At 42.3% G+C, this 25,472-nt stretch carries 22 protein-coding genes; 20 read left to right on the top strand and 2 right to left on the bottom strand.

Features of this window, described 5'->3' with window-relative positions:
- Window positions 1–143: 143 nt before the first annotated feature.
- From P2W71_RS13620 to P2W71_RS13535, 18 genes are all read left to right on the top strand, one after another.
- Window positions 144–1,232 carry a hypothetical protein gene (locus P2W71_RS13620; protein WP_276371813.1) on the top strand — a complete coding sequence of 363 codons (1,089 nt, stop codon included), beginning with the start codon at window positions 144–146 and terminating at the stop codon, window positions 1,230–1,232.
- A 283-nt stretch (window positions 1,233–1,515) separates the two neighbouring features.
- Window positions 1,516–1,947, top strand: coding sequence for a hypothetical protein (locus P2W71_RS13615; RefSeq protein ID WP_276371812.1), 432 nt, complete (start codon window positions 1,516–1,518; stop codon window positions 1,945–1,947).
- A gap of 211 nt (window positions 1,948–2,158) precedes the next feature.
- The gene (locus P2W71_RS13610; protein WP_276371811.1) at window positions 2,159–2,605 is read left to right on the top strand and encodes a hypothetical protein; all 447 of its coding nucleotides are present in this window, start codon (window positions 2,159–2,161) and stop codon (window positions 2,603–2,605) included.
- Window positions 2,606–2,765: 160 nt separating this feature from the next.
- Complete coding sequence (locus P2W71_RS13605; protein WP_276371810.1) at window positions 2,766–3,356, top strand: hypothetical protein; 591 nt, start codon at window positions 2,766–2,768, stop codon at window positions 3,354–3,356.
- Window positions 3,357–3,537: 181 nt separating this feature from the next.
- Entirely contained in the window at window positions 3,538–3,951 is a 414-nt protein-coding gene (locus P2W71_RS13600; RefSeq protein WP_276371809.1) for a hypothetical protein, read from the top strand.
- Between the two features lie 302 nt (window positions 3,952–4,253).
- On the top strand, window positions 4,254–4,559 hold the full coding sequence (locus P2W71_RS13595; RefSeq protein ID WP_276371808.1) for a hypothetical protein: 306 nt from the start codon (window positions 4,254–4,256) through the stop codon (window positions 4,557–4,559).
- A 483-nt stretch (window positions 4,560–5,042) separates the two neighbouring features.
- Window positions 5,043–5,384 (top strand): helix-turn-helix transcriptional regulator, encoded by a 342-nt coding sequence (locus P2W71_RS13590; RefSeq protein WP_276371807.1) that lies wholly within the window; start codon window positions 5,043–5,045, stop codon window positions 5,382–5,384.
- A gap of 3 nt (window positions 5,385–5,387) precedes the next feature.
- Window positions 5,388–7,979: an FtsX-like permease family protein gene (locus tag P2W71_RS13585; RefSeq protein ID WP_276371806.1), complete on the top strand. Its 2,592-nt coding sequence runs from the start codon at window positions 5,388–5,390 to the stop codon at window positions 7,977–7,979.
- Window positions 7,980–8,392: 413 nt separating this feature from the next.
- The gene (locus P2W71_RS13580; RefSeq protein WP_276371805.1) at window positions 8,393–8,563 is read left to right on the top strand and encodes a hypothetical protein; all 171 of its coding nucleotides are present in this window, start codon (window positions 8,393–8,395) and stop codon (window positions 8,561–8,563) included.
- Window positions 8,564–8,708: 145 nt separating this feature from the next.
- Window positions 8,709–8,891, top strand: coding sequence for a hypothetical protein (locus P2W71_RS13575; protein ID WP_276371804.1), 183 nt, complete (start codon window positions 8,709–8,711; stop codon window positions 8,889–8,891).
- A gap of 99 nt (window positions 8,892–8,990) precedes the next feature.
- Window positions 8,991–9,560, top strand: coding sequence for a dihydrofolate reductase family protein (locus tag P2W71_RS13570; protein ID WP_276371803.1), 570 nt, complete (start codon window positions 8,991–8,993; stop codon window positions 9,558–9,560).
- A gap of 195 nt (window positions 9,561–9,755) precedes the next feature.
- Complete coding sequence (locus P2W71_RS13565; protein WP_276371802.1) at window positions 9,756–12,197, top strand: ABC transporter permease; 2,442 nt, start codon at window positions 9,756–9,758, stop codon at window positions 12,195–12,197.
- 865 nt (window positions 12,198–13,062) lie between these two features.
- Complete coding sequence (locus tag P2W71_RS13560; protein ID WP_276371801.1) at window positions 13,063–13,653, top strand: SUKH-4 family immunity protein; 591 nt, start codon at window positions 13,063–13,065, stop codon at window positions 13,651–13,653.
- Window positions 13,654–13,781: 128 nt separating this feature from the next.
- Entirely contained in the window at window positions 13,782–14,153 is a 372-nt protein-coding gene (locus P2W71_RS13555; RefSeq protein ID WP_276371800.1) for a hypothetical protein, read from the top strand.
- Window positions 14,154–14,245: 92 nt separating this feature from the next.
- Complete coding sequence (locus P2W71_RS13550) at window positions 14,246–15,805, top strand: alpha/beta hydrolase-fold protein (RefSeq protein WP_276371799.1); 1,560 nt, start codon at window positions 14,246–14,248, stop codon at window positions 15,803–15,805.
- 121 nt (window positions 15,806–15,926) lie between these two features.
- Window positions 15,927–16,631, top strand: a complete 705-nt coding sequence (locus tag P2W71_RS13545; RefSeq protein WP_276371798.1) for a suppressor of fused domain protein — start codon at window positions 15,927–15,929, stop codon at window positions 16,629–16,631.
- A 236-nt stretch (window positions 16,632–16,867) separates the two neighbouring features.
- Window positions 16,868–17,533 carry a hypothetical protein gene (locus tag P2W71_RS13540; protein ID WP_276371797.1) on the top strand — a complete coding sequence of 222 codons (666 nt, stop codon included), beginning with the start codon at window positions 16,868–16,870 and terminating at the stop codon, window positions 17,531–17,533.
- Between the two features lie 498 nt (window positions 17,534–18,031).
- Window positions 18,032–18,592: a hypothetical protein gene (locus P2W71_RS13535; RefSeq protein ID WP_276371796.1), complete on the top strand. Its 561-nt coding sequence runs from the start codon at window positions 18,032–18,034 to the stop codon at window positions 18,590–18,592.
- Window positions 18,593–18,657: 65 nt separating this feature from the next.
- On the opposite strand, the gene P2W71_RS13530 is transcribed toward P2W71_RS13535, so the two are convergent.
- A complete protein-coding gene (locus tag P2W71_RS13530; protein WP_276371795.1) occupies window positions 18,658–21,372 on the bottom strand; it encodes an ABC transporter permease in 2,715 nt (904 codons plus the stop codon).
- 390 nt (window positions 21,373–21,762) lie between these two features.
- On the opposite strand from P2W71_RS13530, the gene P2W71_RS13525 reads away from it, so the two are divergent.
- Entirely contained in the window at window positions 21,763–22,455 is a 693-nt protein-coding gene (locus P2W71_RS13525) for a peroxiredoxin (RefSeq protein ID WP_276371794.1), read from the top strand.
- Window positions 22,456–22,497: 42 nt separating this feature from the next.
- Window positions 22,498–23,958, top strand: coding sequence for an FAD/NAD(P)-binding oxidoreductase (locus P2W71_RS13520; protein WP_276371793.1), 1,461 nt, complete (start codon window positions 22,498–22,500; stop codon window positions 23,956–23,958).
- 316 nt (window positions 23,959–24,274) lie between these two features.
- On the opposite strand, the gene P2W71_RS13515 is transcribed toward P2W71_RS13520, so the two are convergent.
- The gene (locus P2W71_RS13515; protein WP_276371792.1) at window positions 24,275–25,468 is read right to left on the bottom strand and encodes a sialidase family protein; all 1,194 of its coding nucleotides are present in this window, start codon (window positions 25,466–25,468) and stop codon (window positions 24,275–24,277) included.
- Window positions 25,469–25,472 lie beyond the last annotated feature (4 nt).

The raw sequence follows: 25,472 nt of genomic DNA, 5'->3' as shown, positions 1-25,472 counted from the left end.
GTTAGCGCGTAGTTCATCGGCTGCCTTTTTTTTTGTGGATAAATGGATAACCGAAACGGTTACCCACTTACCCACAAAATTTACGATTATGAATAAAGAAAGTTAATGAAGTGAATCTAAAGGTTAGCGGCCATTTAAAAATTATGGATACTACTGGAATCAAAGAATTTGACTTTACAGCTCATAAGAAGTGGGCTATGGAAGAGTATCGACAGGTCTACGCTTTATATAGTGCCTTCGGAGGATGCGTCAAATCAATCTTAGAAAAGAGTTTACAAAATGCAGGTATACGATATCACTCTATTGAGGCACGAGCAAAAGATATTGAAAAATTTGGGGAAAAAGCATCGAAACCATCCTTGGAAGACCCTAACGAGCCAAAGTACAAAAAACCACTATCTGACATTACAGATTTAACTGGGGCGCGGATAATAACATTTTTTCCAAAGACGGTTATCGAGGTTGACAAGGTCATCAAGGCCGAATTTGAAGTGATCGAAAAAAGTGACAAAAATGAAATTTTAGAAAAAGAAGAAAAATTGGGGTACCAAAGTGTACATTACTTAGTAAGACTCATGGCCAGTCGAACCGGGTTATCAGAGTATTCAATTTTTAAAGACAGAATCGCCGAGATTCAAGTAAGAACTATACTTCAACATGCATGGGCTGAGATCGAACATGATATCGAATATAAATCTAGTAGCATAATACCTAAGAGAATTAAAAGAAGATTCATGGCGTTGGCAGGTATGCTTGAGATTGGCGACAGGGAATTTCAATCAATTCATGATGAGAATTTAGAGTTAAAACTGCAAAATCGTGAGTCAGTTGATAAAGGTAGGCTCGATAAGGTCGAAATTACGGCCGACGCACTAAAAGCATATTTGGATAAAGAATTCGGCACTGATGGTAGAATGACTGACTTTTCCTACGATTATACTGCAAGTAGGCTGGTCCAATTGGGATTTAAAGATTTGAAAGAAGTAGACCAGTGTATCAAAGGTTATGATAACGACAAAATTAGCCGAATCATATGGAATGCAAGACAGGGACAACTGAGTCGTTTTGATGATACAATCCTAGCGGCACTTGGGGAGGAAATAATAAAAAGACATCCTTATTGTGCTACGGACAATGCTCACTCACAATTTTGGATAGAACTGTTTCAGAAAAGACTTAGCCGACTAAATGAAAATGGTATAAAAACTGGGAATTTCAAATTTGAAAATTGAACAATTTGAGCGTGCCTTACATATTTCGCTTTTAATAGTTTGGTGATACAACATTATTAAAACTCAATTGACGATTCTACAAGAAAGAACGAGATTTTGAATTTTCAAGGGCAACTGGACATCAACTAAACGGCCGCTAACAAAAATGCATAATCAATGCGGGGTTCAGTGTAAATTCGTTGTTTAGTTCTTCAAATTACGTTTGGTTTCGTGGGACAGTGAGGCGCTTCATACACCTGCCATTGATTATGCACAAACGTTGGCGGTAATGCATCCAAGATATATGAGAAGAATAATCCTCCTTACTTTTCTAGTTTTCCTGACTTTCAAATCAAAGTGTTGTACTTGCGATCCTGAACTAAAAGAGAAAGACTTAGTGCGTAACTCAGAGTACGCTTTTATTGGCGAGGCAATTTCCAATATCTATAAGGATGAATGGACAAAGCGCTCCCATGAAGAACGAGGTTTAAAAATGGATGCTATTGTTAGAGTAATGAAGGTCTTGAAAGGAAAAATGGTGAGTCAGGAGGTGATTGTGATTTCGAGTGAAAGTTCTTCGTGCCAAATAAATTTAGTTCCGTGGAAACGCTACTTAATTACCGGCTCAAATAAGCTGAACAAATTGCCTCCTCCGGAATTTCACCCGCCTCCTGGGTTTGAAATTGACTCATCGTATTTCACAACCAGACATCAAGTACTCCGACGAGTGGATTAAGGAATTACAGCAGAACCAACTTGTGATTTTCACCAGCGTGTGTCGGACCGATATAAAAAGTGAATGGCACTACCGCCAACAATGTGCAGTAAATTCGTAGTTTAGTTTTTTTACAGCCGTTCGGTTACGGCGGACAAGTAAGCGGTATCTATACCCGCCACGCCTCATGCACCAGCATTGGCGGTCATGCTAAAACAGGGACAAGCGGACAGTGAATATTTACGTTGAATACAAACTAGGTCGACTGCGACTGAAAACCGGGGAAGAGGAGATTGAAGTAGAAGTTCAAAAGAACTTCTATTCGTCGATTCCGGGGACTGAATCGTTCGAAATGTTTCGTGATGAAGAGACAATCATGAAATTGAGTGACTTCATTAGTCGGCATAGAAATAAGTTGGGACCTCTAGCTAAAGTAAACTATTGGTTCTTCCGAAACAGAGTTCTTTCATTGGTCGACAAAGACGTGCAGGAAAGGGCGACCATTGGACAGCTATATGTTTACGGGACACTATACCTAGACGGAAGAATTGTATCCATCATTAAGAAACCAGAAACTTTTGACAGTGGTAAGCTTGAGAGCATTGAATTAATTGATAACACAGCTCTTAACAGACGAGGCAAGATAATTGGAGATGTTATAATCTCTAAATTAGGTTGATCGCACGAACCGCCAACACCATATATGCATCATTGCCTGGGATGTGCGGAATCACTAGATTGCATTTCATAGACGGTTTGTGGTTGAGAGAAATGTTGGAGCCAGAAAACGGCAACGCTGCATATACATACCGTTGTATGCAACCAGGCCTAAGACAAACATGGTTAACAAAATCGAAGGACTCGAACGACTAATTCAATCAAGGACACCTGAGTTGACCGAGGACACGACATTATACTTGACAGTTGCAGACGAGTTAGAGAGAACGGGCGACAAAGAACTAATTAAAAGAGCAGAGTTCATTCGCAGACAGTGTAACGGTGACAAAGCCGATAATTTATTCAACGATAACAGGGAAAGTTGGGGAATACCAAATTTCAAAGAGGGCTTAGTGACTGTGGCCGACTTTGAAAGAGGATTCCTGTTCAAATTTCGTGACCACACGACTTCTTGGTCGGACAATCTAAAAGCGAAGGAATGGTTTCTGAATTCAGAGGAGGCAAGATTTGTACAGGTTTACGAATTTTGGATATGTGACAATGGACCAGATGAGATATTCATGACCAAGACCGGAGACTACAAAACTATTTTGAACTCGCTCTTAGCTGACACTGACTACGAAGTGCTAACAAGTCCTGCTTATAGTAAAGAAGAACTGGACAGCTTTATACGGACACATCAACCCAAGAAAGGTGACTATCCAATGGACGAGCTTATTGAATTCTACATAAGCAGAAATCCCAATTATTAAGATCGGACAAGGGCTGGCAGTCTACAACAAAATTTATAAAACATGGCTGCGGTTCAGTGTAAATTTGTAGTTTAGTTTTTCAAATTTCAAATTACGTTTGGTGTCGGACCAGTGACGTGCTTCGAAAGCCCAGCCACGTTTCATACATAAACGTTGTAAGCTCTCCTGAAAAATTGGACTAATGGAAAAATACTTTGCCCTATTATTACTAACGCTGACAATTAAAGCAAAAGCGCAGGCACCTCTGGATTCAGTTAAGTTGTTTAAGGATTTTGAGTTGCATGGTAGGACGACTGCTAGCGCTTATACTCATTTTACCGACTTAATACACGAGGGACGAAAGACAAAACTGATTTCATCGACCGACTTACAAACACTAAATTCATTAATTCTCGATAGTAAAATCAAAAAACACAAACAAACTAAATTTGGCTTAGACAATATTTTTATTCTTGGATACTACAACAGACACGAGGACAGAATAATAATCGCAGGCGGACAGAGAATTATAAATTTAACCTCAAGACAAGAGTACCAATTGAGTGAGAATCAAAAAATAGAATTAAAACAAATGACAGACTCCTGGAAAGAGTAAAAAGCTGGCCATAACAGTAAATATGCGCCATTGCAGTTTTGTTGTTAATTTTGAAGGGAAACTGCTGCGGCGCATATTCAAACGTGATGCGACTATCATAAAGACCATGTCAAAATTGCTAAAGTGGAATTTAATGGACTTGAAGAATTCATCTATAGTACGTGCCCTTGTTTTCCATCTGGTAAGTCAAACTTGAACAGGGGACAGAAAATTGATAAGATACGGTTATTGGATATTTTGCAACAGAGGGAGGAGATATTTCCTAGACAAACCCTACGCACGAATAGAAAGAAATTAAGGGAATGACAGAAAATCAAACTACATCATGGATTTTTTTGGCAACTGCCATTGCTTCGCGAACAGGACCAGCGGACTTCAATTCCATTTCAAATATTGCTGACGGAATAAATCATGCTATTCCGAGCCACAAAGAACTTCAGACGTCCTTGGCTTGGTTGACTCACACTGGACTTGTGACAAAAAGAGGAAGTAATTACTGTTTGACAGACAAGGGGAAAGAGGACTACGAAATGGCGTCGCGCGAGACTTCCACTCTTTTTAAAATTTGGGACAACATTGAAACGTTATTAAAGAAGTATCGGAGTTAAGGGCCAGTGCAATGACAAAGCTATTCGCAATTTGCAATGGCTGAGTGAGGTGTAAGCAAAAGTTTAATGGGACAGAATGCGGCTTCAAAAGCGCAGCACTGCAGAACACTAGCGTAGGAAGCAATAGAGCCCACGCGAACGGACTCGTGACAATCCGGACTTTGAGAAAGTAAAACGTGTGACAATTAAGAAACTAATACAGCCGAGCCTTCGCATTTTTTAACAAGATTCAGCTGCGAATCGTCAGCGTCCCGAACGGTTTCGAGAGCATATTTCATAGCCGCGAAAATCCACTGCGACACCCATGCTATCAAGAGCCAACATTTACACACAGGATGATAGCGAGCTAATACCGGTTTCGAACGTTTCATGTTCGCACGTGGACATAACCTACTTTTAATTAGCCAAACAAACTCAATTATTCGCTTGCCTGATTTGGCACAATTATTATTCCTACATTTAGAAAATACTAATTCCCACACGATGAAAAAATACTATCTCGGTGAGTTTGAAGAGATCGTTTTGCTCACTATCGGTATATTAAATAAAGAGGCCTATGGGGTGTCGATCAAAAATGAAATTGAAGCACGCCTGAAACGAGATGTGAGTATGGGAGCACTGCATACTGCGCTGATACGATTGGAAGACAAAGGTTATATCCGATCTTCTAACGGTGAAGCTACGGAAGAAAGAGCTGGCAGGCCTCGCAAATATTTTGAGATAACAGCCCTTGGCAAAAAAGCTATCGCCTACTCGAAAAGTACGCGGGAGAAGTTATGGAATGCTATTCCAAAAATTGTATTGGAGCTGAAGGGTATTCGATAAGCAATGAAAAATTCTCCTCCAAAAGTATTTCTCAACTTCTTCCGGTGGTACTGCCATCCGAAGTTGGTTGATCATATTGAGGGTGATTTGATTGAAGTATATCAACAAAGACTAAAGAAATCGGGAGAGAAAAAGGCAAATATAAAATTTATCATAGATGTCCTACTTCTCCTCCGACCAGGAATTATCAAATCCATCAATAGATCAACTTATTCCTTAAACCCATATGCTATGCTCCGCCACAATTTTTTAATTTCTCTTAGAGCTTTCTATCGGCATAAAAGTTCCTTCTTCATCAATCTTGTGGGACTTTCCTCCGGAATGGCCTGCGCCCTGTTGATTTACTTGTGGGTCCATGACGAACTTATTATTGATAAATTCAATAAAAAAGACAGTCAACTATTTCAGGTACTGCAAAATTTTCATCGTGATGCAGGAATACAAACCATTGAAGGCACACAGGGTCCGTTGGCCGTTGCATTGGCACAAGAGATGCCAGAAGTGGAATACGCTACAACCGTAGTTCCGCCTCATTGGTTTTCGGGCAAAGGTATTATCACCTTTGGAGATGCTCATTTAAAGGCAAGCCCACAGTTCGTGAGCAAAGATTATTTCAACGTTTTTTCTTGCAACGTTGTCCAAGGGGATATTCGTAATCTTTTACCCGACATAAATTCAGTTGCCATTTCAGAAGAACTCGCGCTTAACTTGTTTCATACCACAGACAACGTTATTGGCAAACTTGTACAATGGAACCATCAGGCGTTCACGGACACCTATCACATCACAGGTGTATTTGAAAAAATGCCAGCCAATGCAACAGCACAATTTGATCTGTTGTTCAATTTTGATGCCTTCGTAGCGAAAAGGCAGTGGGATCAAAACTGGAGTAACAGCGATCCATCCACATTTCTCATCATCAAGGAAGGTACAGACATGGCTTCGTTTAATAATAAGATCTCCGGATTTATAAAATCGAAGAACCCGGAAGCGGAGAGCACGCTTTTTGTGCAGCGATTTTCTGATCGGTATCTGAATGGCAGTTATGACAATGGTGTTCCTTCAGGTGGACGCATATTTTATATTCGCCTGATTTCGATCATCGGTTTTTCTATTTTGACGATTGCCTGCATCAATTTCATGAACCTGTCCACGGCCAAGGCTACACGCAGATTAAAGGAGGTAGGTGTGAAGAAAGCACTTGGTGCCGCGCGCAGGACGTTGATCTGGCAATATCTTAGCGAATCGGCCCTCATTAGTTTTATTTCGCTGCTTCTTGCACTGGGTGTTACGTTCATGTTGCTCCCTCAGTTTAATATTTTCTCGGGCAAGAATATTTCATTGGAATTCGATTTTACCCTTGTTGTAAGCATGGGTGTTATATTTCTTTTGACAAGTATTTTGGCGGGAAGTTATCCTGCATTGTATCTATCGGGTTTCAATCCTGCCGCTATTGTCAAAGGCAAACTCAATACTTCCATTGGTGAACTGTTTGTGCGTAAAGGACTGGTCATTTTTCAATTTACCATTTCAGTGATATTGATTATTGGTGTTTTAGTGGTGTACAAGCAAATGGAATACATCCAAAACAAAAACCTTGGGTACAACAAGGAGAACATTATCACATTTGAAATGGAAGGTCAGCCTCTGGAAAAAGTGGAGTCTTTCAGGACAGAACTAAAGAAAATTCCGGGAATCATTCATGCCGGTACGTTCGGTCATAACCTTACAGGTGATCATGGCAGTATCGAATTGGACTGGGAAGGAAAAACTCCCGAGCAGCGCATGAATTTCGCGAATATCGAAGTAGGTGTGGATTTCATTGAAACCATGGGCATTGAATTCAAGGAAGGTCATTCGCCTACTATGAATGGTAATCCTGAAAGTCAAATCATCTTAAATGAAGCGGCCATTCAGATCATGGGGATGAAAGATCCGATTGGTAAAAAAGTGAGATACTGGGGAATTGAAAGTGAGATAGTTGGCGTGACAAAAAATTTCAATTTCGAGTCCTTACACGAACCGATTAAACCATCTTTTTTCAGAGTGTATCCGGTAATGCCTTATTTTATTGTTAAAATTCAGGGAGGAACAGAAGCAAACACCATTCAGCAAATCCATAAATTGTATAAGTCATTTGCTTCGGGTTTCCCATTCGAATATAAATTTCTGGATGAAAATTACGCCAAGCTATATGTAGCAGAAGAAAGAGTGTCCGTGTTGTCGCGCTACTTTGCCGGCATCGCTATCGTCATCTCTTGCCTCGGCCTACTAGGCTTGGCTGCATTCACGGCCGAAAGAAGAGTAAAGGAAATTGGCATAAGAAAAGTACTTGGTTCCAGCGTGTTCGGGATTATCTATCTTTTATCAAGTGAGTTCACCAAAATTGTTTTGGTGTCAATTCTTATTGCGCTGCCGGTCAGTTATCTGATCACCAACTATTGGCTCGACGGTTTTTCGTTTAAAATACAATTGGAATGGTGGTACTTTATTGGTTCTGGATTTTTTGCTTTGTTCATCGCCTGGCTAACAGTGGGAACACAAGTATTACGGACAGCCAAGGCAAATCCTGTGAATAGTTTAAAGTCAGAGTAACACATGAATAAACACAAAATCATAACAACCTAAATTTTTCCTTCGGTTTTAACTTCACCAATTTGTCAATTGCCCGGTCGTTTCTCGCGCCCGCGAGATTGGTGTGCGCAAGGTGACAGGTGCAGCACGATGGCAAATATTTGTTCAGTTTTTAACTGAGTCCGTCTTGATGGCTATAATAGCGCTCGCGATTTCTTTTGTATTGCTATTGCTGGTAAAACCACTCTTGCCCCAACTAAATTATGCACGTATTTTCCAGTGGGAGCTAGAGTCTGACTTTGTGGTATATGGCATCTTTGTTTTCTTTGCATAACTGTAGGAATTGTTGCTGGCCTTTTTCCGGCCATTGTTCTCTCCGGATTTCAACCGTTAAAGTGCTGAAAAGCATAAACAACTTGAAAATATTTTCAGGCATGGCTATACGCAAAGTATTGCTGGTGTCACAATTCACGTTGTCGCTATTCATTAACCTTTCTGTGATTATCATGCAACGTCAGTTCAAGCTTTTTATCAGTAAGGACCATGGTTTCAATATGGGCAACAACATCATGGTGAAGCCTAAAGTCAAAACTTCACTTACTTAAATTCTGCTGTATTATTTGCTTATTGGCTTTTTACTGTTTCTTTTCCCTATTTTGGTTTTGGTTATTGGTTTGGCGGTCATCATGCAGAAAGTATATAATGTAAGCACGATGCTATTAGTTTTAGGACTTGAGTATTTTACCAAGTATGAAGACTTTGTTCAAATTAAATCGGGAGGACAAAAAATATATGCAACGAACCGCTAACAGCACCTACAAGAAGGTGGCCGGTCGGTGGTTAAATGAAGCTTTGTACTTCGTATCAAGTTCGTTGCTGGCTGACAGTTCCGATGGCTATTTGAATGTACTTCGAATCGCCAACTTCTTCTAGCAGCAAACCGTTACCAGCAACCTTAATGTGACATCGCACATTATCAAATTGACAGACATAAAACGCATCGATAAAACAATTAAATATTATTCAATGGGAATGAGAAAATTGAAACTTCAAGTTGTAATAACCATTGACGGGTTTATAGCCGGACCAAATGGTGAAATGGACTGGATGGTTGGAGATTGGGATGACAAACTCAAAGATTATATAAGAGAAATTACTGAGCCTGTGGACTGCATAGTTCTTGGGCGCAAACTTGCACAAGAATTTATTCCTCATTGGACAGCTGCTTTTAATAATCCCGCTGGAGCTGAAGAGGGTTCAAAAAAAATGGTGGAAACGCCTAAAATTGTTTTTTCAAAAACCCAGACAAAATCAGAATGGGAGAATACTGTTATTGAAAATGGCGATCTTGTTGAAGAAATTACTAAGTTAAAAAAACAGAATGGTGGAGACATTATCGTTTATGGCGGAGCAAGTTTCGTTTCTGCTCTAATCAAACATGGACTCATAGACGAATTACATCTTTTAATCAATCCAACTGCAATTGGAAATGGTATGCCGATCTTCAGGGAACTTGATAACACACAAAGTTTCAATTTGATACATGCAATTCCTTTTGAGTGCGGAATAGTTGTTCTTTATTATAAACCAAAACGAAGCTAGTAGAAAACACAGAGATAACGGCAAACTCTGGAAAGGTATAGGATGCCCAAAGAAACTGGCCCTTTCGTCCGGTACCGAACGCATCGATTCATTATCGGTCTATAGATTCAATGGCAGTCTACTAAATTGCTTTTAAATCCGCATTCGCATATTTTGGATTAATTGTTGGAACGCTCGTATCAAAAACCCGAGTTTATGCTTCGAAATTTCTTTGTCATCGCTGGCCGCAAAATCTGGAGAAGTAAACTCTTTGCTTCTCTCAACGTCCTGGGACTTTCATTGGGGATCGTGTCGTTTATCCTGATCGATATGTATGTGCGCTATGAAAAAAGCTTTGACAACTTTCGTTCTCCTCAGGTCTATCGCGTGGCGCACCATGGTTATGAGGATAATGTGGAGACAGGAAAATCCGCACAGTGGGTTCCTGCCCTTGCACCTGCATTAAAAAATGATCTGCCTGAGATTGCCGATGCGGCGCGTCTGGCACATACCAGTCCTTTTATGGCTGATCCTGTGATGCAGGTCGGTGAGAAGACCTTTCGTGAAATCAGAATCTATTATGCCGACTCCTCTTTTCTTGAACTGTTCTCCTATGAAATGGTGGCGGGCTCAGCGGCTACTGCACTGGCATTACCCGATCAGGTTACGCTTTCTGAGTCTGCCGCGAAACGTTATTTTGGCAATAAGGACCCGATGGGCGAAACAATGTTGTTTCATCGCGGTGAGGGTGGCATCAGCACACTGAAAGTAACGGGAGTATTTAAAGATGTTCCCTCCAACGCTCACCTTCATACTGATTTCATTATATCATTCAAGTCGCTGGAATTTTATGAAAGACTAACCACCGATTGGGGCTGGGGCAATTTCTATACGTATGTGAAACTCGCTTCGCACACCGAAGCGGCGGCAGTTGAAGCAAAATTTCCTTCTTTGCTCAAAAAGTACCTTACGTATTTAGCTGACGATCCTGCAAACGGATATACAGTTAAACTAACCCTCCAACCTGTACAGGACATTCACCTCGATTCAAAGCTCTGGGGAGAGCTCGAACCCAATGGCGACCGTAGAACAATTAACTTCCTGGCGATCATTGCGCTCTTCATCCTGGTGATTGCGTGGGTGAACTACATCAACTTCGCCATTGCGAAATCGGCAGAGAGCATCAAAGAAATCAGCATCCGGAAAATTTCCGGTTCCAACCTCTGGCAACTGATTGGTCAGCTGATGACGGAGTCGGCCCTAGTGAACGCATTAGCAATTTTTATTTCGGTAGCCATACTGGAGTTAACGCTACCCCTATTGAAAAACATACTTTCACTTCCCGTGGTGTTGGCACTGGGGCAGAGGGAAGTGGGCATCATTTTGTTATTGTTTATCATCGGTACGTTTGCGTCCGGGCTCTATCCGGCCTATGCCATTTCTTCTCTCAAGCCGTTGGCGGTGTTGAAAACAAAAGGCTCACGCTTGTTCAACATCTCATTGAACCGTACCCTGATCATCTTTCAGTTTACTGCGTCTATGATTTTGATGATCAGCACGGTGACGATCTATCGACAGCTGGATTTCATGTTGCACCAGCATACCGGTTTCGACCTGGAGCAAACACTCATTGTGAAAGGCCCTGCTATCAAAGACAGCACGTACCGTGCGAGTCAGGATTTTTTTTATAACTCCATTGATCAATTGCCCAACGTATTATCCATGGCGATGGCCTCATCGATTCCCGGTGAACACGTGCATTGGGGAAGAGGTTATAGCAGAGCAAGTGACCCGCAGAAAAGTATCGGTGCAAACATCGTCGCGGTTGACGAACACTACTTCCCGCTATTTAAAGCGACGTTTGTTGCAGGTGCAAATTTCAGTGATGGGGGAAAGGCCAATCAGCATACCATTGTGCTCAATGAAACAGCAGTGAGGCAGCTTGGCTATACGAATCCGTCAGACATCATCAATGAGACCATTATCTGGCACGAATCCGACAAAAATCAGGTGCCAAAGAAAGTAATCGGTGTGGTAAAAGATTTCAATCAGACTTCCTTCCGAAACGAAGTAGGTCCGATGGTCTTTGCGTTGAAAAAATATTTGTATGCACCCTGGGCAGGAGAATACTATGCGTTTAAAATTCCTGCACGCGACATCGATCAGTCTATTGCCGGGATTCAGCAGGTGTGGGAAAAAGTGTTTACCGATAACCCGTTTGATTATTTCTTTCTCGATGATTATTTCTTTAACCAGTATAAAAGCGATCAGCGCCTCGGGCGCGTGTTTGCCGTATTTTCGTTCCTTGCTATGATCATTGCTTCGCTGGGGTTGTTTGGTGTGTCTTCTTACCTGATCCTGTTGCGCACCAAAGAGATCGGTGTCCGCAAAGTACTCGGCTCGTCTTCTGCAGGCGTGGTGCGGCTGCTTACCCGCGACTTCATGGGGTGGGTGTTCATCGCCTTTGTGCTTGCTTGTCCCGTTGCAGCTTATTTGATGAACCAATGGCTGCAGGAGTTTGCCTTTAAAATTGCATTAAGCCCGTGGATATTCATTGCTACAGGTGCTTCGTGCATGACGCTTGCCCTCTTAACCGTTACCTGGAAGAGCTGGCACATGGCGAATATCAATCCTGCGGAAGCGTTGAAGAATGAGTGACGCAATGTAGTTACCGTCTCATCCTGAATACGTTTATACTTACGTGTAGGCAAGATAAAAAAAATAGAAAAGACGATCTAGGAACAAGAGGCTATTATAGCCGACTATTTGTTGGGCGATCGACTTATTATCGTAAGCTGGCAACCAAGCATGGCTTTGAGGTGTAACATTAATGGGTGGCTTAAATCATCCTAATTATTATTTCCTTCACAATCGTTCATAACTTAATAGCTCGTGTAGGCGATGGGTGAGATACACGTTTCCACCCCCAACGGTCATGTGCTATGTGATTGCGATCCCTACGACAATACTCCCGTTTTGATTGGATATCAGGACAGCATTACTTTATTGGACCCATGGGACTTTACCGTAACCATATCGTTGGGAAAGGAAAAAGTTATGGTGTCATCTTCAATGAGAAGACAAACGACTTGAAGTATTTACAAATAAGATTGGGTATTGCAAATTAAAGAAGCGAGCTGAAACCAATCTATACGCTTCGGTGTGATATCTCGGACGCACCAGATGCATTTAATTTTGCATTACTGTTATCTTCATTTATAATTGTGCCAATATTCATTATCGTTATATTTTTATCATTCGATTTACCCATGTAAAAAATGATAATTTGGAATAAAAAAACGGGGGTTATTGTATCAGCACTAGTTGTGCGCGGTGGTTTATTCCTTACTTATTGTCTAAATATTCAGAGTTTTTAATGTAGCCTTAACGCCCCACAAGCATATGCGGTCCTGCTTCGCTATTATAAATCATATAAGTAAATTAATTTGAAACGGTGGATGTTACTGTGGTCTTTTAATTCGCATGGGTTTTATAGAACCATCGTGTGCAACCGTTTTTGCTAATGACACCAAAAGATTTTATCCACATATGGTCAAGTACGGGGGACAAGGTCAGACCCATATCACCAGCTAGCCTTAGTGGTCTTGGCTTAAAGCCTTCAACGAAGGAATTTTTAATATTATCAGGCCTCCCTGATAGCGCTGCACCAATGTTGTCCTTCGTTGATAACTCCACAGACACATATAATTCAATAGGACGTCTGCGCGATAGGTTTGATTTATCAGGCAATGAATTTGAAAAATATATATACATCGGCTCATGCAGCGACGGCGATCCCATTGTGGTTAACACAGCCGTTGATGACCAAATCGAATGGTTGAATCATGACAAGGATTTTGAGCCCGGATTCTTTAATAGCTCGATTGAGGCATTTGTTGAATGTCTTGTTATTTGTAGGGATTTTATAACCCGAGTTAATAGGGAGAACGGTGATTTTGCTTTTATAGATGGAAATTTTAGCGATGAACAACTTGAGGATTTCCGGCGCAACCTAGTCAAAGCTGACAAACATGCGCTGTGTGACAATAGCTTCTGGAAAGAAGAGCTGGAAATGTATCTTGCGATGAGAGATCAGTTTAGAAAGAGTGAGTAGCAACACCAACACACAACATCTTATATCAACCACACCGGTTGTGTTTAGTTATAAATATTAAATTGGACCGCAGCGGGCTTGATATACAACGATCATTATTGAACGAAACAACAAGGCAGAGAAAAAATTTGGAAAAATCTAAATCAATTGCTGGAATTGTTGGGCCTACACTAATAGTTATGGTTTTGTCGGAAACGAGATTTTGGAACCCAACACTCTATAACACACAAATTGAGCCGCTCATTTATTTGAATGGTGTACTTCTTTTTGTTGCCGGATTGGCCATCGTAAAGAACCATAATATTTGGATTTATGGTTGGCAAACCTTGCTAACGATAGTTGGATATTTTGCGCTAGCCGTTGGGTTATTCCGGATGTTTTTCCCCCACCTGCAAAAAACGAAATTTGATAATAATAACCCTATTTTGATTGTTGAAATAATTTTAATTTTCACAGGAATGTTTTTAACGTTTAAGGCGTACCGTCCAACAAAGAGATGATGCCTAACTTAATTAACGTTGCTATAGGAAGGTTTAATAAAAAAACGGTGCCAGGGTATACATACCGTTGTGCGCTGCTATAATATGAATATATGAAAAGGAAAAACCCACGGTTTCTTATTTTGGTTTTGCTATCGCAAATTCTTCTGAATATACCCACCAAGGCTCAGGAGCAGGTAACAAAAGTTGATTCGCTGTACTCGCAAGTTTTACAGGAGCAACGGCTTTTGCACATCGTTCTTCCAAAAAATTATAATCCTGCGTCTTTCAATAAATATGAAATAGTTTACTGCCTGGATGATATTGCCAACTTTCTTCCCCTGGAATGGGACATGTTGCAAGGGGAAGGATTTATTCCCAAGAATATGATTATGGTAGGCATTACCAATCCTAAACCGAACGGAGTGGATATGCGCGACAGAGATTTTACACCTACAAAAGCCTGGGATAATACGGGGGGTGCAGCAAATTTTCTGTCATTTTTTAAGCAAGAATTGATCCCCTACATTAATAAGAAGTACCAAGGCTCGAAAGATGGCAATGTTTTATACGGTGGATCGCTGGGAGGATTGTTCGTGATGTACACCTTCTTAAATGACCCAACGCTTTTTACTTCCTACATAGCGATCGATCCCAGCTTATGGTGGGACGATTTTCTTTTACCCAAAACAGCTGCCGCCAAATTAGATAGCTATAAAACACTTAACAACACACTTTATATTGCTGGCAGAACAGGAAACGCTTATAAAGAAATGGGTGTAGCGGCTATGGATACCGTGCTTCGCAGGAAGGCGCCCGAAGGACTCGACTGGACGTGCGTTGCATATCGTAATGAGACACACTATTCTACAAACTTCAAAGGATTCTGGGATGGATTAAAGTTTTCTTACGGTGGCTTCTATGCTTCCACGGGCGGCTACACAACTTCCAGGAAGATTGCATTAAAACCCAAAGGAGGTATGGTGCTGAAGGGTGTACCCTTCAGGCTAATTTGCTACAACCTGATGGCCGATAAATACTTGCATTATACAATCGACGGCACGGAACCCACTTTATCGTCGCCTACGCTTGCTGAAGATGAAACGCCTATTTCACTTTCCAGCGATTCAAAAGTTATCGTGAAGTCAATCGGAGCTAGAATGGAATATAACAGAATGGATAGCGCCAGTTTTGTTGTGGGCGAGACTTTAAGATCTATAGCTGAGCCAAAAAAGATAAAGCAAGGCGGATTGCATTACGCTTACTATGAAGGTTCCTGGGATTCTCTTCCTTCCTTTAAAAAAAGCAAGCCGGTTAAACAAGGCGTTGCCGACAAAGATTTTAATGTCAACAAGTTTAACACCAGTAAAAATTTTGCCTGTATCATGACCGGCTACCTTAAGATTGATCAGGCAGGTTATTATATTATAGAAATGGGTGGAGGAAATGGTCGCTCAAGAGTTTACCTTGGAAACCGTCAGGTATTAGGGAATAATTTTATTCGGGACGAAGGCGAGATGTATTTGCTACCTTTAGAAGCAGGATTTTATCCGTTTCGTGTCGAATATTTCCATAAACAAGGAGAAGCAGAACTTGCGCCTATCTATCTAAAGCCTGAAGGGATAGAAGACTTTGCTATACCTGACAAGATGTTGTATAGCGATATGAGGTAATCCAATAAACGCTTTGCTAAGCAAGGCGTCGTTGCAGTTTTTGCGTAGATTTAAAAGTAAACTGCAACGGTATAGGTAAGCGTTGGGCTCATGCCGCCAGACAAGATAGACAGCTAACAAAATGAGTGACTTCAGGGAAAAACAACAATTCATTGACCATTACGAGACGGTCGCCAATCACATTGACAATCATTTTAAAGATAGCAAGATCAATGTTTTTCACGAGATACCTACGCTGGACATCCACTTAGACGTATACCATATAAGGCCTAAGAATTCAGCATTTGAAATATTACTGACATCTGGAATGAGTTCAATTGCCATGAATGTTAGTGAAATCGCGAAAAGTCCTGAGTCCTATAAATTTGCCGAGTTAATGACTTTGATTCCGAAGGGAATTGATTTCGGAAGAATGTATCCAAGCGGGACCAAGTACGACTGGATAATTTCAATGTTAAAGCAAGCTGCAAAGTTCCCTCATTTCTATGACACTTGGGTTGGTGTTGGCCACACATTTCAAGCAGATGAGGAAATAAAGCCTTACTCGAATGATACAAATTACTGTGGCTGTCTCCCAACGATGACATTTTCCAAGGAATTTCAAACAATAAATTCACCCAACGGGGCCATTAATATATACGGGCTCTTCCCATTGTACAAAGAAGAGCTTGAGTTCAAAATTAAAAATGGTTTTAACGAATTCATGAAGTTTCTTATTAATAACAACGCTAAAGAGATAATCGATTTCGAAAGGGTCAACTATTGTAAAAACGTTGACGCTGTTGAAAAATTTAAACGTTGGACAAAGGGACTTTTTAAAAATTAGTTTGGAGAAGGGGGCGGCAATCACCTTATGCTGCAACGGCGTAAACATACGCCTTGTTGAAAGATTGAGTAGGATAAGAACAAAACCTGCAATAGTAACGAAGCCAGGTTTATCGTAAGCGGTAAACAACGATGTGTACTTTTTTCGCAATTGGAATTGTCCCTGGGTGATAACAGGGTTTCCAGTTCTGCAAATAAATCCGCCAACTTTTGTAATTTAACTGCATATCAACGCTTATGTCAGAAAACCTATTTAGGACTACGGTATTTCCGAAAATATTGGACATCGCCGTAGTTATTGTGGGTATTACGATTGCTTTCCAAGTGGATCGATGGAAGGAGAGTAGTGACCGTGCGTCACGGGAAAAATCGTACCTGCAAGCCATGATGGTCGATCTCGACAAGGATATTAAAGAGTACCAGACTAATATCGGAGGCCTTCGTCGACATCGCGATCTGATTCATCGCTCGTTGATCAGGTTGACTAAGGCTGAGGATATTTCAGACTCGTTGGGCTTCATAGTAATGGCGGTGCTGGGTACCCAAACATTTGAAGGTCACAACAATACTTATACAACAATAATAACAAGCGATGGCATCGACATCCTTAGGAATGCTGACGTCCGGGAGCTGGTAATTGAACATTACCGACTCTATTTGTCCCTGTCAAAATTTGAAGCACGTTACCTGGACCTCCTTGCACAGTTCAAAGTTTTCTTCACACCGCATGTATATTTCAACCGGTCGGGAAAGCTGGTGAGCAGCGAGGTTGCGAAGGATGTGCAGACGGAAAACCTCCTTACATTGGCAGCTATCCAACAACAGGAGGGAATCTTCCGTTATATGGGATCACTCGACAAGGCGATTGCGTTGAAAGAAAAGATCGCGTTGGAGTTGAAGTAGCAAAATCCACTTCTTTGATTTTGTTTAGCGCCTTATTCAACGATATAAAGTTAGCCCCAAACCGAAGGTCAAGGTGGCTCACACAATAAACGCTAACACAAATTGCCGTAGCATCGATAAAATCTAAAAATTAAGTAGAGATTTTGCATCGATGGGGATCAGTCTAGCTTGCGTGGTACATGCGTCAAGCTTGCGATAGGTTCCCTGCTGACGCAAGGTTCCTGCATCAAAACCGATTCTGACGCAAGGATTACCAAACCGATAAGCCACCTTTAAGCCGGCTCCATGATCGGCCAATAATTGGCTTCCAGAATTCTAATACGAGGGGCTAAAGATTTTTTCCCTGAAACTCAGCCAGTTACGAATATTCATGTGGAATATTTTATTTATTTTTCACTCCGCACATGCCATGCGGTGTGCGACCATACTTTTGTGTCAATCTCGCTACAGCGAAAAAGAAAACATGAAACTTAACATCTAACAAAAAAATTAAAAAGTATGGGAAAAGTTAAAAATAACCTTGTTACACAAGGATTCAGTGGCAAGTATGGCGAAGACATTACGTTTCGCCAGATCGGTGGCAAAACGTTTTTTGCAAGGCGCGGTGTTTCTTCAGCACCACCGAGCACACGACAATTGGAAATGAGAGATAAATTTTCTCAGGCATCGATGTACGCCTCCCAGGTGTTGTTAAATCCACAGGTCAACCAGTATTACCAGCTCATGGCAAAGTTACAGGGGTTTAGAAGCGCCTACCTGGCAGCTTGCACCGATTTCCTCACCCCACCGGAAATAGGAGGATTGAATACGACTGCCTACCATGGAAAAGCCGGCGACCAGGTCACGATAACTTCGCTGACGCCGTACAAGATCACGGAAATCGAGGTACAAATTCTGGCATTCGATGGTACCTTGCTTGAATCGGGAAAGGCCGTTGTACGGGAACCTAAATGGCGGTACCTGGCAAAGGTTGACAACACCCAGGTACAAGGTTCCAGGCTTATAGTAACCGCCCGCGACCGACAAGGCAGAACATCGACACTCGAACGGGTTTTATAAATCGGGATCATCCATCGATTACCGATCACCCTGATTACCAATTCACCAGACTACCTACCTGCCAACTACTCACTCCGCAACGACCGCGCTGGATTCATCATGGCTGCGCGGATGCATTGATAGCCAATAGTAAGCAGGGCAATCAGGAGTGCAGTACCTCCCGCCAGCGCGTACACACTGAAGCCAATGGTGGCACGGTACGAATAGCTTTGTAACCACCACTGTACACCGTACCACGCAACAGGCGTGCTCACGACAAAAGCAATGAGCACGAGCTTGCCATATTCCCTGGAGAGCAGGAACACGATACTATTGACGGACGCCCCCAGTGTTTTGCGTATGCCGATTTCTTTGGTACGTTGTTCTGCCGTGAAGGCTGCTAAGGCGAACAACCCCAGGCAAGCTATGATGATAGCCAGACCGGCAAATACCCCAAAGATGGTGGCAAGTCTTTTCTCAGCATCATACATTTTTCCGTAATCTTCGTCGAGGAAAGTGTATTCAAATGCATTGCCGGGTGCAAATTTTTTCCAAAGCGTTTCAATCTTATTTAGCACCGCCTGCGTGCTTTTGCTTTCAAAGCGAAACGCTACGTAGCCGTCAGAGCGCTGCAGGAACAAACCCAGCGGCGCAATATTTTCACGCATATTGGCAAAATGAAAATCTTTCACAACGCCGATCACCGTCCACGACTTCACGGAATTGGGATCGGGTGAACCATCAGGACGTTCACCGGTAAACGAGCTGATCTTTTTACCGAGCGGATTGGGACCTAACTCAAATTTTTCTACTGCTGATTCATTCAATACAACGCTTTCGGTAGAGTCGGACAGGAATTCAGGTGAAAAATTTCTTCCGGCCTTGATGCTCATTCCCAGTGTAGTTACATAATCGTAGTCTACGTGCCAGCCCTGCATAGAAACCATGTCTTCAACATCCTCTCCGGTCGGGATCCTTCCCTCGGGCCAATAGGTATTGTTGTTACGCCACGTACCGTCTACGGGTAAATAGCCTGTGATCGTGCCGGCGGTAATAAAACTATTTTGTAGTGCCTCATCTTTAAAGGCCTGAATGTGATTCTTAAGGAACCCTGCCTGACGAACAACGAGGACCTGATCTTTTTTGAATCCGATCTTTGTATCCTGCACATAATGCAGCTGCTTCTGAATTGCAATGGTTCCCACCAGAAGGAATATGGAAATGACAAATTGAAATACAACCAGGCTACTTCGTACAATACCGCTTTTGGTGCCAAGCGCCAGTTTTCCTTTTAACACATTGACGGGTTTGAACGACGAGAGAAAAAAAGATGGATACAGTCCGGCACAAAATCCAACGATTACGAGCGCGATCACCATGGCGAGGTAAAAATAAGGTTCACTAAACGGCAAGGAAAGTTGTTTAAGGGCCAGATCATTGAAGACCGGTAATGACAACCAGGCGATGCCCACAGCCAGGACAAAGGCGACGAAGCTAAGGACGAACGATTCCGTAAGGAATTGACGCACCAAATGCGTCCGCAGTGACCCCATTACTTTGCGTATCCCCACTTCGCGGGCGCGATTGGCAGATCGCGCAGTAGAAAGATTCATGAAATTGATGCAGGCAACGATGAGGATAAAAAGAGCAATGGCCGCAAACAAGTAAACATAAGTGATGTTTCCATTTGCATCGAGCTCGCCTTCCAGGTCGGAATGAAGATGAATATCACGCAAAGGCGTTAGCCAATATGACCATGAATTTCCCTGTGACTTGAATTTATCCATAGTGAAATCTCCTTGTAGCGCGTCTGCCAACTGGGGGCCTACGTACTTTTCGATAAAGGTCGGAAACTTTGCTTCGAGCAGGTGCGGGTCAGCACCTTCACGAAGCAGCAGATAGAGGTTCATCCAGCCTCCGCCTATCAGGCTCATGTTCTTTGCTTCGGGCAGCTCCACGATTGAACGGAACATGTCGAAGTGAAAGTGACTGTTCCCGGGAAGGTCTTCAAAAACTGCGGTGACACGCGTGTTCACGTCTTCATCAATAATCAGGGATTTACCCACGGCATTACCTTCCGGGAAATATTTCTTTGCCATTGTACTGCTGATCGCGACGGTGTTAGGTTCGGTGAGTGCTGAGCGGGCGTCACCTTCCAGCAACGGAATGGTAAAGACCATGAATAAAGTACTGTCGGCCCACACAACATCTTCATAGACACGTTCATGAACTTCGGGACGGCGAACATAACGTGGTCCCCAATCCCATAGCCTTACGGCAGATTCTATTTCCGGGTAGTTCTGAAGAAAGAGATCATTCAATTGGGCACCCGCCAACGCAAGCCGCTTGTGCACGGCTCCAAAACGAAGTTCTGTATTGACGCGGTAAATGCGCTCAGCCTTAACGTTAAAGCTGTCGTAGGCGGTTTCGTGCTTGACGAAAAGCATGATGATGAGACAGGAAGCAATGCCGATGGCGAGTCCTGCAACATTGATGGCAGTGTAAAACTTGTTCCTGAGGTGATTGCGCAGGGCGAGGAGAAAATAACTCTTAAGCATAGGAGATGATTTTGTTCGGATATGAATAACTTGTTTTTGGGCGTCTTGCAACCCATCGGTATTGCCGAATGATCGCAGGGCAGCATGGTATGCGTCAACGAATTTTTTTCCTGAATGCATCTGTTCTTCCACGGCGCTGCAGACGTGGTCGATGATCTCATCATCAAAATCCTCCAGTACGATGCCGCGGTAATGGAGGTCTTTGATGATGTAATCGATATTGGCTTTGGTCAATTCAGCCATGGTGAGTATAGTGTTAACTCAATTTTAGCTACAGCACGCTTCTCATGCTTTGAATAAAAATCACCCGACACCAATACATGGTATTCAGATTGAACTTTGCCTGGTGGTGTAAGCATCTGATATTTTTATTGTAGTAAATGCCCAATACATAAGTGATTTATGCATAAGACGCCGCAAGAACCTGGTAGGTTGCACGCGTGCAGTAGTTATTTTTTTGTAACGAAACCCCGCACACCTTCTAGGACGTTAGCCCATTTCTCTAAACAATAATTATGACAAGAATCATATTTTCTGTGTGACTTAAGTTACCAATTCATAGAACATAAAAATTCAATTTTGAATAGGTGAGTGTTCACAGCAAAAAAATTACAGTCAAAGAAAATATAAAATATGGAAACAATAGAATCAGTAGTAGCAATGCCCAGAATTGGGGATAAAGCTCCTGCATTTAGGGCAATCACCACACAAGGTGAACTTAACTTCCCTGGCGATTACGAGGGTAAGTGGGTAATTCTTTTTAGTCACCCGGCAGATTTTACACCGGTTTGTACTTCTGAATTTATGACGTTTGCAAAATTGGAGCAAGAGTTCAATAAACACAACTGTCAGTTGGTAGGATTATCTGTTGACGGACTGTACAGTCATATCGCATGGCTACGGACTATTAAAGACAAGATCGAATACAAGGGTATGAAAAATGTGGAGGTGAAATTTCCATTGATTGAAGACATCACTATGAACGTTGCGAAGAAGTATGGAATGATACAACCGGGGGAGAGTTCCACAAAGGCAGTAAGGGCGGTATTTTTTATTGATCCTAAAGGAACAATACGCGCCATTATTTATTATCCGTTGTCGTTGGGCAGAAATTTTGACGAACTGATGCGTGCCTTGATAGCCATGCAGACTGCCGATAAACACAGCATTGCAACACCCGCTGATTGGCATCCCGGCGATGATGTAATTGTACCTCCAGCTGGTTCATGTGGCGTCGCCAAAGAACGAATGGAAAGTGCGACGAAAGGAGTAAAGTGCTACGATTGGTTTTTCTGTACGAAGGAGTTGAAATTGGAGGAAGTTTAAGGAGAATCTTTTTTCGAATAATCATCTGTAAAATTAATTACTATGTCAAAAATAGTAGTGCTTGGCGCAGGGATTGGAGGTCATGTAGCTGCAGCCCATCTACGACGCAAGCTTCCTAAAGATCATGAAGTGCTGGTGGTCTCACCCAACCGAAACTATCAATGGGTTCCGTCCAATATCTGGGTTGGGATTGGACGAATGAAACCTAAGGATGTATTTTTCCCCCTAGAACCTGTTTACAGAAAAAAGGGGATTGGTTACAAGCAAGCGAAAGCAGTATCATTCCATCCGGAAGGCGATGCTTCCCAGAACAAACCCTATGTCTTGGTTGAATATGTATTTGGCGAAAAGGCAGGAATACAGGAAAAAGTAACGTACGATTTTCTGATCAATGCCACAGGACCGAAGCTTGCATTTGAGTTAACGGAAGGGCTAAAGCCCGGAACGAACAAAGCATTTTCGGTTTGCACATACGATCATGCTGAGCAAGCATCAACAGGCTTGAATGCATTAGTCGAAAGAATTAAAAAATCCAATTCGAGGGCGAAGATTCTCATTGGTACGGGGCATGCCAAGGCCACTTGTCAAGGAGCAGCATTTGAATATATCCTAAATGTTGAGAGGGAATTAGTAAGATTAGGCGTTAGGGATAAAGTAGAAATCACCTGGATTTCAAACGAGTATACACTAGGTGATTTTGGAATGGATGGAATGCTCCTGACCTATGGAAACAGTACATTGAAATCCAGTGATATGGTAGAGATGATTTTCAGGGACAGAGGGATCAAATGGATTTTGGGTGCTGGAGTTTTCAAAATGGAAGATGGGAAAGCCCATTATGAAAATCTGGAAGGTGAATATAAAACAGAGGAGTTTGATTTTGCCATGCTCATTCCAGCATTCTCGGGACATGGCTTTAAAGCTTTTGACAAGGACAATAAAGACATTACGGAAAAGTTGTTCAAAGGCTTTATGATTGTTGATGCTGACTACACAGCAAAACCTTATGAAGAATGGACCGTTCAGGATTGGCCGGAAACATATCAGAACCCAAGTTACCCGAATATCTTTGCGCCGGGCATCGCCTTTGCTCCGCCGCATGCCATTTCGAAGCCAAGAAAAAGTAAAAACGGGACAGATATATTTCCCTCTCCGCCCCGAACTGGTATGCCATCGGGCATCACCGCAAAACTAGTGGCGGACAATATTATAGATGCTATCAAGCAAGGTAACATGACGCTGAACCATAAGGGCTCCCTGGGAAACATGGGCGCAGCTTGTATTGCTTCGGCGGGTTATGGAACAACCAGTGGAAGCGGCATCAGCATGACTACTTATCCAATCGTCCCCAACTATAATAAGTATAAGAATACCGGGGGAAGAGATTTAAAGAAAACTTTTGGAGACATCGGGCTTGCCGGCCATTGGCTAAAACTGACACTCCACTATGCCTTTTTATATAAAGCAAAGATGAAACCCTTTTGGTGGTTAATTCCCGAATAAACAAAAACATTATGAGACAAGAAATATCCGAGTCGCAGCGTTTGAGGATGCAAAATCCTTTCATTCAAATTTTCAAGTACATTTATCTCAGTTTAAAAATTTTGAAAATTGTGGCGGGTGGACATGGTGGGACAAGGAAGGTTATCGCGAATCCCCGGCCTTAAAATTAGATAGAAAGTCTTCTTCAAATTGAGAAAACTAACACCTGAGACAATTGATGGTTCGCTGAGTCTGGCTTGTACTGGATTCGGTGTTTGTTAGTCGTTTCCCGGCATTATTTGCAGGGCCTCTGCAAAAACCTTTTTTCTCTCGAAATCTAAAGCCTTCGAAAATATACACCAACGATATTGTTTTCTTCCATTAAAAAAGCACTCAAAAAACCTTCTTTTGTTTGCGTAATAACCGGCAGAAAGGCATTCATATCGGTGGGGGTCAGGGTGTTTTTATCGACTTCAGTTCCATCTTTAACGATCCGGTATTTAATCAACGTTGTTGACTTTCCGAGGCTATCAATGTTTTCCTCCCATAACATCGCGATGCGATTATCATTAGCGCAAAGCTGCGGATGGCGGCCTGCATTCGATATGAGCTGTCGCTGAGAAAATTCGCGCTTGCCTTCGGGTTTGTGAGCATAATAAATTCCTGTCCCACTTCCTTCTGTATACCACAAAGAAAGCAGGCCTGCCTTGTTGCCGCATAAGCTGGGTCCGGTATGAGGACATCCATCAATATTCCAATTGTCTGCACTGATTAATAAAGGAGAAGAAAAACTTGCACCATGATCGGTGGATGTTGCAATCATCATATCGCGTATCTGCTTTCCCATATCACCTCGCTTTAGGCCACGGTATGCTATGAAAATGTTCTCGCTTTTATCAGTATAGACGTCAATCCGGCAACACTGGCATGCGGATGAATCCACTAGAATTTCATTGCCGAAACCTTTTGATTTCATCGTTCTCGCGAACCGGACCGAGCGTCCACCCGTCGCGTTGTTTAATTTTATATCCAGCCATGATGCTCCGATCTCGCCGTCGGGCAGCCGTTCAATATCAAAATAGGATCTACTTCGACCAGCCACTGTATCGCTATGCAAAAATCTTTCCTCCGTCCATGATTGGCCCCCATCTTCGGACATCATGTAATAAATCGCGCCGGCATATTTATTCTGCTGGGTAGGTGCCTTCTTCTCATAAGCTGCAATGATGCTGCCGTCTTTTTTAAATGCGACTTTTGGCATCCCTTCCGCATGCGTTGCTACGTCGGCAGAAATCGGAATACTTACTTTTTTAGAAAATGATTTACCACCGTCGGTTGATACAGCATAAAAAAGCGTCAGCGAATCATTCTTTTTTTCGGTCCATACAACTACCGGATTGCCCTGTGTATCATGGGTGAGGTAAACAGATTCCGCTGAGCTTTCTGCAGATGAAATCTTTTGATGCACTTTTTCACTGTAACAACCAACAAGTAATAACGATGCAAAGATCAGGTATATGCCGTATTTCATAGTG

Source organism: Chryseolinea sp. H1M3-3, assembly GCF_029360725.1.
Lineage (GTDB): Bacteria > Bacteroidota > Bacteroidia > Cytophagales > Cyclobacteriaceae > Chryseolinea.
This window is presented reverse-complemented; position numbering and strand designations above follow the sequence as displayed.

Bases quoted from the DNA above. Each gene is read 5' to 3' on its own strand.
- P2W71_RS13560 (WP_276371801.1), top strand. From the start codon at position 13,063: ATGACACCAAAAGATTTTATCCACATATGGTCAAGTACGGGGGACAAG.
- P2W71_RS13570 (WP_276371803.1), top strand. From the start codon at position 8,991: ATGAGAAAATTGAAACTTCAAGTTGTAATAACCATTGACGGGTTTATA.
- P2W71_RS13575 (WP_276371804.1), top strand. From the start codon at position 8,709: ATGAAGACTTTGTTCAAATTAAATCGGGAGGACAAAAAATATATGCAA.
- P2W71_RS13565 (WP_276371802.1), top strand. From the start codon at position 9,756: ATGCTTCGAAATTTCTTTGTCATCGCTGGCCGCAAAATCTGGAGAAGT.
- P2W71_RS13600 (WP_276371809.1), top strand. From the start codon at position 3,538: ATGGAAAAATACTTTGCCCTATTATTACTAACGCTGACAATTAAAGCA.
- P2W71_RS13595 (WP_276371808.1), top strand. From the start codon at position 4,254: ATGACAGAAAATCAAACTACATCATGGATTTTTTTGGCAACTGCCATT.
- P2W71_RS13605 (WP_276371810.1), top strand. From the start codon at position 2,766: ATGGTTAACAAAATCGAAGGACTCGAACGACTAATTCAATCAAGGACA.
- P2W71_RS13585 (WP_276371806.1), top strand. From the start codon at position 5,388: ATGAAAAATTCTCCTCCAAAAGTATTTCTCAACTTCTTCCGGTGGTAC.
- P2W71_RS13550 (WP_276371799.1), top strand. From the start codon at position 14,246: ATGAAAAGGAAAAACCCACGGTTTCTTATTTTGGTTTTGCTATCGCAA.
- P2W71_RS13535 (WP_276371796.1), top strand. From the start codon at position 18,032: ATGGGAAAAGTTAAAAATAACCTTGTTACACAAGGATTCAGTGGCAAG.
- P2W71_RS13515 (WP_276371792.1), bottom strand. From the start codon at position 25,468: ATGAAATACGGCATATACCTGATCTTTGCATCGTTATTACTTGTTGGT.
- P2W71_RS13520 (WP_276371793.1), top strand. From the start codon at position 22,498: ATGTCAAAAATAGTAGTGCTTGGCGCAGGGATTGGAGGTCATGTAGCT.
- P2W71_RS13615 (WP_276371812.1), top strand. From the start codon at position 1,516: ATGAGAAGAATAATCCTCCTTACTTTTCTAGTTTTCCTGACTTTCAAA.
- P2W71_RS13525 (WP_276371794.1), top strand. From the start codon at position 21,763: ATGGAAACAATAGAATCAGTAGTAGCAATGCCCAGAATTGGGGATAAA.
- P2W71_RS13620 (WP_276371813.1), top strand. From the start codon at position 144: ATGGATACTACTGGAATCAAAGAATTTGACTTTACAGCTCATAAGAAG.
- P2W71_RS13530 (WP_276371795.1), bottom strand. From the start codon at position 21,372: ATGGCTGAATTGACCAAAGCCAATATCGATTACATCATCAAAGACCTC.
- P2W71_RS13580 (WP_276371805.1), top strand. From the start codon at position 8,393: ATGGCTATACGCAAAGTATTGCTGGTGTCACAATTCACGTTGTCGCTA.
- P2W71_RS13540 (WP_276371797.1), top strand. From the start codon at position 16,868: ATGTCAGAAAACCTATTTAGGACTACGGTATTTCCGAAAATATTGGAC.
- P2W71_RS13545 (WP_276371798.1), top strand. From the start codon at position 15,927: ATGAGTGACTTCAGGGAAAAACAACAATTCATTGACCATTACGAGACG.
- P2W71_RS13590 (WP_276371807.1), top strand. From the start codon at position 5,043: ATGAAAAAATACTATCTCGGTGAGTTTGAAGAGATCGTTTTGCTCACT.